This window comes from Streptomyces sp. NBC_00009, assembly GCF_045040855.1.
Lineage (GTDB): Bacteria > Actinomycetota > Actinomycetes > Streptomycetales > Streptomycetaceae > Streptomyces > Streptomyces aureus.
On the sequence record NZ_CP108312.1, the window covers coordinates 8,495,288 to 8,509,033 of the forward strand.

Consider the following 13,746-nt stretch of genomic DNA (forward strand, 5'->3'; position numbering starts at 1 on the left):
GTCAGCGGTTGACGACGCTCTTCTTGGTGGCGAGGACGGCCGCGGCGCCGATGACCAGGCCCAGCGCCAGGACGTACATCGGGATCGCCGTCGAGTCGGTGGCGTCCTTGATCGAGCCGATCATGTACGGGCTGACGAAGCCGGCCAGGTTGCCCACCGAGTTGATGACGGCGAGTCCGGCGGCGGCCGCGGTGCCGCTGAGGAAGGCGGTCGGCAGCGACCAGAACAGCGGAGCGCAGGTCAGCACGCCCGCGGCGGCGATCGAGAGCGCGAGAAGGGACAGGGCGGTCGACCCGGTCCAGCTCGCGGCCAGCGAGAAGCCGACGGCGCCCATCAGGCTCGGGAAGACCAGGTGCCAGCGGCGTTCGCGCCGCTTGTCGGCGGAGCGGCCGAAGAGGTTCATCGCGACGAGCGCGGCCAGGTACGGCACGGCGCTCAGCGCGCCGATCGCGAAGCCGCCCGTGACGCCGGTGGACTCGACGAAGGTCGGCATCCAGAAGGTGAGCGCGTACTGGCCCATCACGAAGAAGAAGTAGATGAGGCACATCAGCCACACCTTGGGGTCGCGGAACGCGTCCCACGTCTTGCCGTGCTTGCTGTGGTGCTGGGTGTCCTGCGCGAGTGCGCGCTCGATCACGCTCTTGTCGTCGTCGCTCAGCCACTTCGCGTCGCGCACGCTGTTGTCCAGGTAGAACAGCGTCATCACCCCCACCGCGATGGCGGGCAGCGCCTCGATGAGGAACAGCCACTGCCAGCCGTTCCAGCCGCCGGTGCCCTCGAAGACGTCCATGATCCAGCCCGAGAGCGGGTTGCCGAAGATGCCCGCCACGGGGATGGCCGACATGAACAGCGCGATCACCCGGGCCCGCCGCGCGGAGGGGAACCAGTACGTGCAGTAGAGGATGACGCCCGGGTAGAACCCGGCCTCGGCGGCGCCGAGCAGGAACCGGAGCACGTAGAACGTCGCTTCGTTGTTGACGAAGACGAACAGTGCCGAGACCACGCCCCAGCTGATCATGATCCGGGCGATCCAGGTGCGGGCACCGACCTTTTGCAGCATCAGGTTCGAGGGGACTTCGAACAGGAAGTAGCCGATGAAGAACAGGCCGGCGCCGAGGCCGTACGCCGCCTCGCTGAAGCCGAGGTCCTGGGACATCTGCAGCTTGGCGAAGCCGACGTTGACCCGGTCCAGGTAGGAGACGACGTAACACAGGATCAGGAAGGGGACGATGCGCCGGATGACCTTGCGGAACACGGCGTTCTCGCGGGTCAGTTCGGGGCTTTCGGCCGTGGGGACGGTCGTAGGCATGAGGGGCACTTCCTTGTGCGTCTCAGGGGTTTTCGAGCGGATGGGGACGGGAGCGGGGTTTTACCAGGAGGCGCCGAAGACGGTCCTCAGTTCGGCGATGGCGTCGTCGGGGAGCGGCTCCGGCCTGCGGTCGGTCGTCAGCCAGAGGCGTGCGGTCTCCTCCAGCTCCTCCAGTACGGCCAGTGCGGACGCGGCGTCCGGGCCCCAGACGACGGGGCCGAGCCGGTCGAGGAGCACAGCCCGGATCGGAGTGCCGTTCACCGCACGGGAGTTGATGCGGTCCGTGACCAGGTCGGCGACGCGCGGGTCGCCGGGACGGTGGTACGGGACCAGCGGGACGTGGCCCACCTTCATCACGTAGTACGGGGTGAGGGGCGGGAGCACGTCGTCCTGCTGCCACACGCCGGCCAGCGTCAGCGCGACCAGGTGCGTGGAGTGGGTGTGGATGACGAACCTGGCGGTGGGGTCGGCCGCGTAGATGCGCCGGTGCAGCGTGAGCGTCTTGCTGGCGCGGTCGCCCGCGATCTGCTCGCCGGCAGCGTCGACCTGCGCGAGCCGGTCGGCGTCGAGGAAGCCGAGGGCCGCATCGGTCGGCGTGATCAGGTGGCCGTGGCCGTCGTCGAGCTTCGCGCTGATGTTGCCGGCGCTGGCGTGGACGTAGCCGCGGCCGAACAGGCTGGTGCCGACGCGGACGATCTCGGCGCGGGCGGCAGCCGCCTTGAGGTCCTGTGTCTTGAGGCCCTGAGTCACTTGGACTCCTCGTTCAGGAGGGTGAAGGCTGCGGTGAAGAAGTCCGGGCCGCCGAAGTTGCCCGACTTGAGCGTGATGTGGAGGGTGTCGCCGCCGGGCAGCGGCGCCGCGCACCACGGCACGCCCGGGTCGATCTGGCCACCGATGCGCAGGCCCGTGAGGCCGAGCGCCTGCACGACGGCGCCGGAGGTCTCGCCGCCCGCGACCACGAGCTGCCGTACGCCGCGCTGGATGAGTCCCTTGGCGACGCGGGCGAGCGTTTGCTCGACCAGCTCACCGGCCTCGGCGGCGCCGAGCTGCCCCTGCACCGAGCGGACCGCGTCCGGCGACTCGGTCGAGTAGACGAGCACGGGCCCGTCGGCGAGGTGCTTGTCGGCGAAGGCGAGCGCCTGGGCGGCGATGTCCTCGCCGGCGGCGATCCGCAGGGGGTCGACGCTGAACGCGGGGCGGCCGGTGCTGAGGAACTCCCGTACCTGGCCGTTCGTGGCGGCGGACACCGAACCGGCGACGACGGCCTGCCGGCCGCAGGCAGGCGGCAACTGGGCGGCGGCCGCGGACGGTTCGAAACCCCAGTTCGCGGGCAGCCCGATCGCCAGCCCCGAACCGGCGGTCACCAGCGCCAGCTCCTTGACCGCCGCACCGAGCCGTACGAGATCGTCATTGGACACGGCGTCGACGATCGCGGCGCCGACCCCCTCGGCCCGCAGCTGCGCGATCCGGGCCCGGACGGCACCTGCGTCTTGTGCCACCACCGTGTGGTCGATGAGGCCGACGGGCCGCGTCGTCTGCGCGTCGAGCACGGACACCAGGTTGGAGTCGGTCATCGGTGTGAGCGGGTGGTGGCGCATGCCGGACTCGCCGAGCAGGACGTCGCCGACGAACAGGTGCCCCTTGAAGACGGTGCGCCCGTTGTCGGGGAACGCGGGCGTCGCGACGGTGAAGTCGGTGCCGAGCGCGTCCATCAGGGCCTCGGTGACCGGGCCGATGTTGCCGGCCGGCGTCGAGTCGAAGGTGGAGCAGTACTTGAAGTAGATCTGCTCGGCGCCCGCGGCGCGCAGCCACTCAAGGGCGCGCAGGGACGCCTCGACGGCCTCGGCCGCAGGGACCGTACGCGACTTGAGGGCGATGACCACCGCGTCCGCGTCGGCCGCGGGATCAGTCGTGGGGTCCGTGCCCTCGGCCGGTACGTCGATCAGCTGGACCACGCGCATGCCCGCGCGCACCAGGTTGTTGGCCAGGTCGGTGGCGCCGGTGAAGTCGTCGGCGATGCACCCGAGGCGGACGCTCACGTCAGTCCTCCTTCTTGGGCTGGTGGGTCGGCTGGGGCTGGTTCACGGGCTGTGGCAGGTCGATGCCGGGGAAGATCTTGATGACCGCGCTGTCGTCCTCACCGCCGAGCCCGCAGGCCGACGCCTGCAGGAACATCTGGTGGGCGGTGGCGGACAGCGGCAGCGGGAACTTCTGCGGCCGGGCCGAATCCAGTACGAGCCCCAGGTCCTTGACGAAGATGTCGACGGCGGACAGCGGCGTGTAGTCGCCCGCCAGCACATGGGCCATACGGTTCTCGAACATCCATGAGTTGCCGGCGCTGTGCGTGATGACCTCGTAGAGGGCCTCGGCCGGAACGCCGGCCTTGATCCCCAGAGCCATCGCCTCGGCCGCAGCGGCGATGTGGACGCCCGCGAGCAGCTGATTCACGATCTTGACCTTCGAGCCAAGACCGGCGTGGTCGCCGAGACGGTACACGGTGGCGCTCATGGCCTCGAGTACCGGGTCGGCGACGGCGTACGCCGCGGCGCAGCCCGACGTCATCATCGTCAGCTCACCGGCGGCCGCGCGCACAGCGCCGCCGGAGATGGGCGCGTCCAGGTAGAGCACGCCCAGCTCGCCCAGACGGCCCTCCAGCCCGGCGGACCAGTCCGGGTCGACCGTCGAGCACATCACGTAGACGGAACCGGGGCGCAGCTGCTCGGCTGCCCCGCCGTCGCCGAAGAGGACCGACTCGACCTGCGCCGCGTTGACCACGACGCCGATCAGGACGTCCACCCCGGCCGCCAGCTCGGCGGGGGAGGCGAACGCCGTCCCGCCGCCGCGGGCGAAGTCGGCGGCCACTTCCGGCCGCAGGTCGTGGACTCCCACGTCGTATCCGGCGGTGCGCAGGCTGCGGGCCATGCCCAGGCCCATGGCCCCGAGCCCCACCACGCCCACACGCGGCCGCGCCGGCCGCTGCTGGTCGTTCATGTCCGCCCTCGTCATCGTTGACTCGTCGACTCGTACGTGTCGTTGTGCTGCTCCCGTTACAAGCAGCGATCGGGTCATATGATGACCTGCGGACGTCGCGGAGTACAGAGTGATGCCCGTCACGCTCCCAAGTGCCGCCCCTGCCGGTGCCGGCTCCGCCACCCAAGGCCGGCATCGCGGCGGCCGTCGCTTTCCTCGCTTCCCCCGACGGCGGCTGGGTCACGGCCCGTGCCCTCGACGCCGACGGCACCCACCCCGGGCCGAAGCAGCTCGGCTGACCGTGGCCCCGGGCACATCAGTGTCGGCGCGGTTGACGGTGAACATGGCCCGGGTGCGGGCGGCGGGGGAGTGGGTGCGGGAGTGGGCGAGTGCGAGGATGTCGACGGCCTCGCTGGGGAAGGCCCGCCATGTCGCCTGGTAGACGAGGTCGGCGAGGATGCCGGCGCCGGGGTCGCGGTGCCCGTGAGGTGGGCGGCGTGCACGGTGGTGTGCCGGCGTTCTGGGGCCCACCTGCAGGCCGCCGGTGGTGCGGTCGGGTGCAGGCGGAAGACCTCGGAGCAGTCCGGGGTCTTCCGTATCGTGCGCAAGGTGGTACGTGCTTCAGGCTGCCACCCGTACCGTCCCCTCCGACGCAACGTGGTCGGCCACCACCCGCCGCCGTCGTACCGGAATGCCCAGCGTCGGGTTGGCAACACCCCAGACCGCGCCCTTGCAGACCAACTCCTTGTAGCGGACCGCGAAGCGGCCGGCCAGGGTACGGTCCACGGAGCGGTCGTCGGCGGTGACGAACTGGATCAGCCCCTCCTTGCGGCCGAGCGAGATGCACTGGTTGAAGTAGCGCAGCGGGGCGCTCGCCGCCTTGCCGCCACTGAGTCGAGCCGCGATGGAGTCCGCGGCCCGCCATGCCATGGGGGCGCCCGAGGCGCAGGACATACGCAGTGGCTTGTCGCCGGCGCCCAGGGCGTGACCGGCGTCGCCGATCGCGTACACGTCCGGGTGCGAGAGCGAGCGCATCGTCGCGTCGACCACGATTCGGCCGGTGTCCGCGAGCTCGAGGCTGGTGGACTTCGCCGGCAGGTGGACCGCGAAGCCCGTGGTCCAGACGGTGACGGCGGCCGGAATGGTCCGGCCGTCCGCGGTCGTGACCCGGTCCGCCTCGACCGTGGTCACCGGCGCGTTCTCGTACACCGTGATGCCGAGCCCGTCGGTGACCTTGCGCAGGTGCGTGCGGCCCTTCGGGGAGAGCCAGTCGCCCAGTTCGCCGCGCGAGGCGAGCGCGACGTCGAGGTCTGGGCGGGCCTCGGCCACCTCCGTGGCGAACTCCAGTCCGGTCAGGCCGCCACCCACGACGACCACCGTCTCGCCCTCGGCGAGCTGGGCCAGGCGCTCGCGCAGCCGGAGCGCGCCGGGGCGGCCCGCGATCTGGTGGCCGTGCTCGGCGACGCCCGGGACGCCGCCTGCGTTCCATCCGCTGCCGAGGGCGTAGACGAGGGTGTCGTACGACAGTTGTTCCGAGCCGTCGGCGCTCTCCACGGCGACCGTCTTGCGGTCCACGTCGATCGACGTGACCTTCGCGAGCTTCAGCTCGACCCCCGTGCCCGCGAACATCTCGCGCAGCGGGCGCGACTTCAGCTCCTGGCCCACGGCCAGCTGGTGCATCCGGACCCGCTCGACGAAGTCGGGTTCGGCGTTGACGAGGGTGATGGCGACGTCCTCGCGGCGCAGCCGCTTGGCGAGCCGGCCGGCCGCGATCGCTCCGGAGTAGCCGGCGCCGAGGACGATGATGCGGTGCTGCATTTTCCTGCTCCTGTCTGCGCGGTTCCGGCGCCTTCTGGCCCGGTCACGCCCCTTGAACCGGGCAGCCCGCGGATTCCTGACAGGAGAGGAGTGTGACCTGAGTCACATAGCGGCTCAGAGGGCTTCGGCCAGGACCGGAGTACCGAAATCGCCCGCGGCCCAGCGCTCCGTCGCGCGCTCCAGCTTGTCCGGGTTGACCTGGCTGCGGACCGCGACGATGCCCTCCCGCGTCCGCTCCAGGCACATGATGCCGAAGACCCGCCCGTCGATCACCGCGACGATCGCGGGGCTGCCGTTGGCGGTGGTGGCGTAGAGGTCGGGCGAACCGCCGACCAGATCCCGCTTGGCCTGGGCCGGCTTGAACATCCCCCGCAGGAACTTCGCCACCGCGAGTGCGCCCTCGAAGGCGCTGGCCCGGGCCGGCACCTTCCCGCCACCGTCGCCGACCGCGATGGCGTCCGAGGTGAGCAGCCTGATCAGCGGCCCGGTCTCACCACTGGTCGCCGCAGCGAGGAACTCCTCGACGATACGGCGCGCGGCCGCCTCGTCGATCTCGATCAGCGCCCCGCCGGCAGCCCTGCCCAAAGCCGCCCCATCAGCAGCACCCCCGCCCGAAGCCGCCTGCGCCCTGCCCTGCGCCACATGCTTCTTCGCGCGATGGAAGATCTGCTGGCTGGCCGCCTCGCTGAGGTCGAGGATCGCGGCAATCTCCCGGTGGGAGTAGGCGAACGCCTCGCGCAGCACGTACACCGCACGCTCGTTGGGCGAGAGCCGCTCCAGAAGGACCAGCACGGCGTACGACACCGACTCGCGCTGCTCGGCCGTCTCCGCCGGGCCCAGCATCGGGTCCCCTTCGAGCAGCGGTTCGGGCAGCCACTGGCCGACGTATGTCTCGCGGCGCGCACGGGCCGAAGTGAGCTGGTTGAGGCAGAGGTTGGTGAGCACCTTGGTCAGCCAGGCCTCGGGCACCTCGATGCGCTCGGCATCGGCGGCCTGCCAGCGCAGATAGGTCTCCTGTACGGTGTCCTCCGCCTCGCTCGCCGAGCCGAGCATGCGGTAGGCGATGGCCTCGAGACGGGGCCTGGCCGCCTCGAACCGGTCCACGTCACTCAGGGTCAGGGCCATGCCAGGATCCTAACCGGCGGGATGCGCGGTTCCACGGCCGTCCTGGCCTTGACCGTCCTCGCCGTCCGAGGCCGCCGTCGAGGGCGCGACAAGACCAGCCAACTCCTTCGCCGCATCTCCATCCAGCTCGAACGGGTGCTGCAACGGATCCACTTCTGCCCAGGTCAGGGCATGCGCCCACAAGTCAGTCACCGCACCACTCTGCCGTGAGCAGCGGCTCGAACACCAACCTGATATCGAGCGGCAGCGCTACACACTGGGAAACGATCACCATCGCTTCTGGAATGCCTTTGCCAGGGGCTCGTCCCAGGCGGCGACGACGCGGGGATTTCGGCAAGGTGGTCGCCGTCCTCCGGGCTTGGGAGGCTAAGCCTTGACCTTGACCTTGACCTTGACCTTGACCTTGAGGTCAAGGTCAAGGGTGCAGCTGGACTCCCTGCGGGTGCTGGGCGGTCTGCGGGTGACCGGTGTGGAACGCCGGAGCAAGGGTTCGCGAGGATGCGTCGGCGTTCTTGCTCTCGTGCAGCCGGTGCGCGGCGTACGCGGCCAGAGCCAGGCCAGGCAGGCGAACGCCGCCGTGTGCAGGAGTGCGCGGACGGCAGCAGCGGCAGTCACCGGACGAGGGAATCCGCGAGGTCCGTGGCCGTTCGTTCGTCGAGCGGGGCGTGGCCCAGTAGGAAGCGGTACCAGAACACGCCGTAGACCTGATCGACCATGAGGTCGAGGTCACGGCCCTCCGGGAGCTCACCGCGTTCACGGCCCCGTTCGAGGACCTCCCGCAGCGCGGCGCGGCGCGCCCCTGTGAACTCCCGCATCAGGTCGGCCAGATGAGGGTCGCGGGCCGCCTCCCGCGCCAGCGTGCGCAGGGCGGGCGCGGTCGGCGGGGTGCTCGCCCCCTCGTGATCCGGTCGGCTTCCTCGGGGTGGACCTGGGGATCGTGAACATCGCGGTCACCTCTGACGGGGCCCGACACTGCGGTCGCCGCGTCTACCGCAAGCGGGAACAGGATCGCAAGCTGCGTTCCAAGCTGCAGAAGAAGAACACCAAGTCCGCCAAGCGGCGGGCGAAGAAGTACGCGGGCAAGGAAGCCCGGCGCGCCAAGGACATCAACCACAAGATTTCGAAGCGGATCGTGGCGGAGGCTGAACGCACCGGTCGCGGGATCGCCCTGGAAGACCTGAAGGGCATTCGCGAGCGGGCACGGCTGAGAAAGCCCCAACGCGTCAAGATCCACTCCTGGCCGTTCGCCCAGCTCGGATCGTTCATCGCCTACAAGGCGAAGCGGGCCGGGGTGCCGGTGGTCTACGTCGATCCGGCCTACACCAGCCAGGATGCTCGAAGTGTCATCACACCGCACGCGGCAACCGGCCCTCCCAGGCCTGTTTCTCGTGCCGGGTCTGCGGATTCGTTGATCACGCAGACCACAACGCGTCCCACAACATCGCCCACCGTGGGTGGTACGTGTGGGTCTGCGGGGGCCGGTCAACGGCCCCCGAACTCACCCTCATCGTGTGAGAACTGGACGCAGCCGAACCCATCACAGCCAGTGATGACTCGAGCAGCAAACCCGGTCGTTCACGACCGGGTAGTTGATTGCGAGCGGCACCAGGCCCGGCGCCCACGAGGCGCTCGCGCGCGGCGGCCGGCTCATGCACGTCTACGTCTTCGGCCATCTCCCGGTCCAGCTGGGACTCGCGGTCACGGGCGGCGCGGTGGGCGCGGCCGTCGCCGGGTCGGGGAGCCATATCGCCGCGCCCCTGGCAGGCTGCGTCCTGGGCGGCGTAGCCCTGTTCCTCATGGCGACGGCCATGGTCCGTGCCGCGTTCACCGGCCCTTGCGACCGCGTCGTACTCATCCGGCTGGTGACCGCGGGCGCGGCGCTGTGCCTGCTGCCCCTCGCCGGTCACGCCCCCGTGGCCGGTGTCCTCGCCGCGCTCGCGGCCCTGCTCGCCGCGTCGGTCGTGGCCGAGACCCCGGCCCACCGCCGCTGCCTCGGCCTCTAGGGCAGCGCCCCGGGTACGGCGGAGGCCCCCGGTGCGCACATGCGCACCGGGGGCCTCCTGGAAAAGCCACCGGGACGACCCGCTCAGACGGTCTCTGCGATCGTCCTGCCGGCACCATGTTCTCCGGCCGTGTACCGGGACCGTCACCGGTGCACGGCATGGAGGCCCGGCCTGCCCGCCGACACCCTGCCTGGGTTCGCAGCACATACATCACGTCGGCCAGCGCTGCCCGGTCGGGAACGCGCAACCGTCCCGGACGGCGTCGGCTTGCCGCTCGGGAGCAGGTGGCAACAGCGGAGCAACCCCGCGAGGGACGCGCTCCACGGCACTAGGCCGTGGGGCGCGCCGCCGCGGTCCTCAGGACGTCACGTCGGTGACCTTCCACCGTTGATTGGAACCGGAGTTGGGCTGCCAGGTCCCGACGGGCGCGCCCTCGTGCGTGGCCTGTCCGCCGACCTCGAGGAGGCGGCCCGTACCGGCGTTGACGAGCGTGTACGTGCCGTCGCCCGTCGTCGACATGATCCATTGCGCGGCCGCGTCCCGCTCGTCCGTGTCGGGTTCGACGATCGGCGCACCGTCGCGGATGGCGAGCCGCCTGCCGTCGGCGGCGCTGGTGAAGACGTGCCGCCTGCGGTTCGCCGGTCCTTCGCCGTTGATCTGCGCGAGCCGCCACCGTTGACCGGCCGTGCCCGTCCCCGACTCGATGACGAGTGTGCTGGCGCCGTCGGCGACGGTGAGGTCTTTGCCGCTCTGCACGCCGGTCAGCTCGTACGCGCGTCCCTTGCGAAGCGTCGCGGCGTCCTTCGTGACCCCGGACACGCCCTTGATCACGAACGTGGTCACCGACTGCGCGGGCACCGTGAAGGTGGCCGTACGGCCCGTCACCGCGATCGGCGTCTGCTCGGCCAGCTTGCCGTCCGTGCTGGTCACGACCGGGGTGACGGTCGCGCCCTGGCGTACGGTCGCGAACTTCGACAGGTCGAGCGTCACCGTGCGGGAGGACGTGGTGCTGTTGACGTGGACGACGGTGGCGCCGTTGCCGCCACGGGTGACGGCTGCGGTGCTGCTCGTGTCGTCGGTCTTGATGAGGTGGTCGCCGGGACGGATGTAGTGGGTGAAGTTCCGGGCGGTGTCGAACTTCGTGTTCGTGTGGACCGGGCAGGTCTCCAGGGTGTCGTCGGGGCCGGCGCTGAAGGAGACCTGGATCTCGCCCCAGTTGCCTCCCTTGGCGGATTCCCCGCCGGGCTTCATGTTGTCCCAGTCCTCGACGGGCTGCCAGAACACCCAGGCGCTGGGCTCCAGTTCGCGCAGGTCGTCGACGATGTGCTGGGCGAGCCCGAGTCCGGGCCGCATGTCGGTGAAGGACTGGCCGTCGCCCCAGTCGCCCTCGACCTCGCTCATCCACAGCGGCTTGCCGTCGGCCTTGGCGAGGTCGCGGACGGAGGTCCGGCCGCCGGTGCCGTACGTGTGGACGTTCATCTGGGCGACGTGGCTCTTCACGTCGGCCGGGTAGCTGGTCCAGTTCGTGGCGAAGGTCGTCGGGTTGGTCTCGTCCATCGCTGAGACGACCGCCGTCGTCCGCGCTTTCTTGAGCGCGGCGTCGAGCGCGGGCACGATCTTCTGCTGGAGGGCGGGGCCGATGTGACACCCCTCCTGACGGCCACTGGTCGGATTCCCGTCGGCGCCCAACTTCGTACCCCAGTAACTGGTGTTGGGCTCGTTGCACGGGTCGACGGTCTTCACCTTGATGCCGTGCGCCTTCTCCAGGCGCCGCGTCGCCCCGGCCAGATAGGTGGCGAAGTCGTCGACGGACGCCTCCTTCAACTGGTCTCTCGACGCGTCGAAGCCGCCGGAGACATAGCCGCTGACCGTCATGAAGTACGGCGGCGAGTTGGAGAACGTCTCCCAGTGGGTGATGTCCTTCTTGATCCGGTCCACCCACCAGCGCTGGGTGGCGTCGGCGTCCCCGTTCCAGTGCTCCCCGTTGTCGGGGTCCCACCAGTCGGTGTCGGTGCGGGTGGTGCCCTCGGGCGCCTTCCACCAGCCCTCGACGGCGCCGCCCGCCCTCAAGTAGTCCGGTACGTCGGGGGCGTTGCCGCCGCCTATGTTGTAGCGGGCGATGTTCAGGGCGAGGCCGTCACGGCCGAAGACGAGGTCGGCTATCCGCTCGCGGATCTCGTCCGGGTAGTGCCCGGTCGCGTTCGCGAACCAGACCAGGCTGGTGCCCCACCCCTCGAACCGCTCGTGCCGGTACGAGGGGTCGGGGGTGACCGTGACCGTCGCGCCGGCGGCCGCGGCGACGAGCGGTGCGGCTGAGAGCTGGGTTCCTGCGGCCGCGGCCGTGGCCGCGGCGATGCCGATGAACCGTCTGCGGGTCAAGCGCGCCAACGTGTGCTCCCAATGTCGTTGTGTGGGCGGGGTGTCGGTGGTGCGAGAGCGGGTGGATTCAGGAGGCGGACTGCCGCAGGACGGCGACCTGGCGGGGCGCCAGGACGAGGCCGTCGCCCTCGGTCCGCGGCGCGACGAGCACGTCACCGGTCAGACCCGGCAGCGCCACCTGCTCGTCGCTCCGGTTGACCAGGAACAGATAGCGGTACTCCGTGTCGCGCCGCACGACGTGCTCCACCAACCCCCGTGCGTCTTCCGGGAGTTCGCTGGCCACCTTGGCAGGCGCGAGCAGCTCGGGCAGCAGCACGGTCAGCCCGTCGACGCCGAGCCGGGTGGACACGTACGTGGCCGAGCCACGGCCCGTGCCGCGCCGGGTGACGGCAGGGCGCGACGCGTACGTGCCGGTGCGGTAGCCCGCCAGGACCTCGACGTCCGTGCCGGTGACGGAGATCCGGTCGGTCCACAGGCTGCCGGTGGTGCCGTTGTCCAGCTCGACGGTGTCGCCGTCGAGCAGTGGCCCGAACTCCTCGATGCGGATGCCGAGGACGTCGCGCAGCGCGCCCGGGTAGCCGCCGAGCCAGACGTGGTCGTTCTCGTCGACGATCGCGGAGAAGTACGTGGTGACGAGGTGGCCGCCGCCCTCGACGTACCGGGTGAGTTCCTTGGCGAGCGGTTGTGGCACCACGTGCAGGACGGGCGCGATGACGACGTCGTACGCGGACAGGTCGGTGCGGTGGGCGGGCACCACGTCGGCGCGGTGGCCGAGACGAAGCAGCGCCGAGTACCAGTCGAGGGCCTCGCGGTGGTAGTCGAGGCGGGAGGTGGGGTGGGAGTCCTGCTCGCCGGCCCACCAGGAGTCCCAGTCGAAGAGGATCGCCACACGGGCGGGTTCGCGCTCGCTGCCCGCGATGGGGGCGAGCGCGTCGAGGGTGCGGCCCAGCTCGACGACGGAGCGGAAGAGTTCACTGTCGGCTCCGGCGTGCGGGACCATCGCCGAGTGGTATTTCTCGGCTCCGGCTGCCGACTGGCGCCACTGGAAGAAGCAGACGGCGTCGGCGCCGTGTGCGACGTGCAGCAGCGAGTCGCGGGCCAGCTCTCCAGGCGTCTTGGGTGGGTTGACGGGCTGCCAGTTCACGGCGCTGGTGGAGTGCTCCATCAGGAACCAGGGGCGGTGTCCCGCGATGCCGCTGCTGAGGTTGGCGGAGAAGGAGAGTTCGTCGCGGTCCTGCGGTCCGGGGGTGACGTAGTGGTCGTTGGCTACGAAGTCCACCTCGTCCGCCCAGTCCGCGTAGTCCATGCCCTTGGTGCCCGGCATCACCATGAAGTTGGTGGTGACCGGCGTGTCCGGGGTGAGCTCGCGCAGGATCTCTCGCTCGGCGAGCAGGTGGTCCTTGAGCGAGTCCGACGAGAAGCGCTTGAAGTCGAGCTGCTGGGTCGGGTTCGGGTGCGAGGCGGCGAGCCGCGGCGGCAGTAGCTGCTCCCAGTCGCTGTAGCGCTGGGACCAGAAGGCCGTCCCCCAGGCGTTGTTGAGGGCGTCGAGCGTGGTGTAGCGGCGGCGCAGCCAGGTCCGGAAGGTGCGGGCGGCGTCGTCGGAGTAGTCGTAGACGTTGTGGCAGCCCAGCTCGTTGTTGACGTGCCAAGCGACCAGGGCCGGGTGGTCGGCGTAGCGGGACGCGAGGCGGCGGACGAGGTTCAGGGCGTGCTCGCGGAAGACGGGCGAGGTGGGCCGCCAGTGCTGCCGGGCGCCCGGCCACAGTGTCTCGCCGCTCGCGGTCACCGGCAGGATCTCCGGGTGCGCGGTGGTGAGCCACGGCGGCGGCGACGCGGTGGCGGTGGCCAGGTCGACGCCGATGCCGCCCGCGTGCAGCAGGTCCATGATCTCGTCGAGCCAGCCGAAGTCCCAGGTGTCGGCGGTGGGTTGGAGCCGCGCCCAGGAGAAGATGGCGAGGGAGACGACGTTCACCCCGGCCTCACGCATCAGCCGGATGTCGTCCGCCCACACCTCCCGTGACCACTGCTCGGGGTTGTAGTCGGCTCCGTAGCCGAGGCGCCGGGTGCCGTCCGAGCCCTTCGCGTACGGGAAACGGGAGGTGAGGGGGGCGGTCATGCGCGTCCTTTCGGGGAGCGGTCTTC

General features: G+C 70.5%; 13 protein-coding genes and 1 pseudogene. 4 read left to right on the forward strand and 10 right to left on the reverse strand.

Annotated elements, in window-relative coordinates:
* Position 1: 1 nt before the first annotated feature.
* Genes OHA58_RS38690 through ltnD form a run of 4 tightly spaced genes read right to left on the reverse strand, consistent with a single transcriptional unit; the run spans position 2 to position 4,300 of the window.
* Positions 2 to 1,309, reverse strand: coding sequence for an MFS transporter (locus OHA58_RS38690; protein WP_405475741.1), 1,308 nt, complete (start codon positions 1,307 to 1,309; stop codon positions 2 to 4).
* Between the two features lie 60 nt (positions 1,310 to 1,369).
* Entirely contained in the window at positions 1,370 to 2,059 is a 690-nt protein-coding gene (locus OHA58_RS38695) for an aldolase (protein WP_405475739.1), read from the reverse strand.
* Positions 2,056 to 3,348 (reverse strand): 3-oxo-tetronate kinase, encoded by a 1,293-nt coding sequence (gene otnK, locus OHA58_RS38700; RefSeq protein ID WP_405475736.1) that lies wholly within the window; start codon positions 3,346 to 3,348, stop codon positions 2,056 to 2,058. Before otnK ends, OHA58_RS38695 begins: the two co-directional genes overlap by 4 nt.
* Before the next feature lies 1 nt (position 3,349).
* Complete coding sequence (ltnD, locus tag OHA58_RS38705; RefSeq protein ID WP_405484706.1) at positions 3,350 to 4,300, reverse strand: L-threonate dehydrogenase; 951 nt, start codon at positions 4,298 to 4,300, stop codon at positions 3,350 to 3,352.
* A 146-nt stretch (positions 4,301 to 4,446) separates the two neighbouring features.
* On the opposite strand from ltnD, the gene OHA58_RS38710 reads away from it, so the two are divergent.
* On the forward strand, positions 4,447 to 4,578 hold the full coding sequence (locus OHA58_RS38710) for a hypothetical protein (protein WP_405475733.1): 132 nt from the start codon (positions 4,447 to 4,449) through the stop codon (positions 4,576 to 4,578).
* Positions 4,579 to 4,900: 322 nt separating this feature from the next.
* Here the strand turns inward: OHA58_RS38710 and OHA58_RS38715 are convergent, their stop codons facing one another.
* Together OHA58_RS38715 and OHA58_RS38720 are read right to left on the reverse strand one after the other, a co-directional pair.
* Positions 4,901 to 6,097: an NAD(P)/FAD-dependent oxidoreductase gene (locus OHA58_RS38715; protein WP_405475730.1), complete on the reverse strand. Its 1,197-nt coding sequence runs from the start codon at positions 6,095 to 6,097 to the stop codon at positions 4,901 to 4,903.
* A 114-nt stretch (positions 6,098 to 6,211) separates the two neighbouring features.
* On the reverse strand, positions 6,212 to 7,222 hold the full coding sequence (locus tag OHA58_RS38720; protein ID WP_405475728.1) for a sigma-70 family RNA polymerase sigma factor: 1,011 nt from the start codon (positions 7,220 to 7,222) through the stop codon (positions 6,212 to 6,214).
* Between the two features lie 21 nt (positions 7,223 to 7,243).
* Here OHA58_RS38720 and OHA58_RS38725 point away from each other — a divergent pair, with 21 nt between their 5' ends.
* Positions 7,244 to 7,432, forward strand: a complete 189-nt coding sequence (locus OHA58_RS38725) for a hypothetical protein (protein WP_405475726.1) — start codon at positions 7,244 to 7,246, stop codon at positions 7,430 to 7,432.
* Between the two features lie 156 nt (positions 7,433 to 7,588).
* Here OHA58_RS38725 and OHA58_RS38730 read toward each other — a convergent pair whose 3' ends face one another.
* Both OHA58_RS38730 and OHA58_RS38735 read right to left on the reverse strand, forming a co-directional pair.
* Entirely contained in the window at positions 7,589 to 7,837 is a 249-nt protein-coding gene (locus tag OHA58_RS38730) for a hypothetical protein (RefSeq protein WP_405475724.1), read from the reverse strand.
* Positions 7,834 to 8,088 (reverse strand): TetR-like C-terminal domain-containing protein, encoded by a 255-nt coding sequence (locus OHA58_RS38735; protein ID WP_405485395.1) that lies wholly within the window; start codon positions 8,086 to 8,088, stop codon positions 7,834 to 7,836. The genes OHA58_RS38730 and OHA58_RS38735 overlap by 4 nt, the downstream gene beginning before the upstream one ends.
* 26 nt (positions 8,089 to 8,114) lie before the next feature.
* On the opposite strand from OHA58_RS38735, the pseudogene OHA58_RS38740 reads away from it, so the two are divergent.
* Both OHA58_RS38740 and OHA58_RS38745 read left to right on the forward strand, forming a co-directional pair.
* Positions 8,115 to 8,737, forward strand: a pseudogene (locus OHA58_RS38740) (RNA-guided endonuclease InsQ/TnpB family protein); the annotation flags it as partial.
* Positions 8,738 to 8,811: 74 nt separating this feature from the next.
* Entirely contained in the window at positions 8,812 to 9,225 is a 414-nt protein-coding gene (locus tag OHA58_RS38745) for a low temperature requirement protein A (protein WP_405475721.1), read from the forward strand.
* A gap of 357 nt (positions 9,226 to 9,582) precedes the next feature.
* Here the strand turns inward: OHA58_RS38745 and OHA58_RS38750 are convergent, their stop codons facing one another.
* On the reverse strand, positions 9,583 to 11,613 hold the full coding sequence (locus OHA58_RS38750; protein WP_405475718.1) for an RICIN domain-containing protein: 2,031 nt from the start codon (positions 11,611 to 11,613) through the stop codon (positions 9,583 to 9,585).
* A 58-nt stretch (positions 11,614 to 11,671) separates the two neighbouring features.
* A complete protein-coding gene (locus OHA58_RS38755) occupies positions 11,672 to 13,720 on the reverse strand; it encodes a beta-galactosidase (RefSeq protein ID WP_405475715.1) in 2,049 nt (682 codons plus the stop codon).
* Between the last annotated feature and the right edge of the window lie 26 nt (positions 13,721 to 13,746).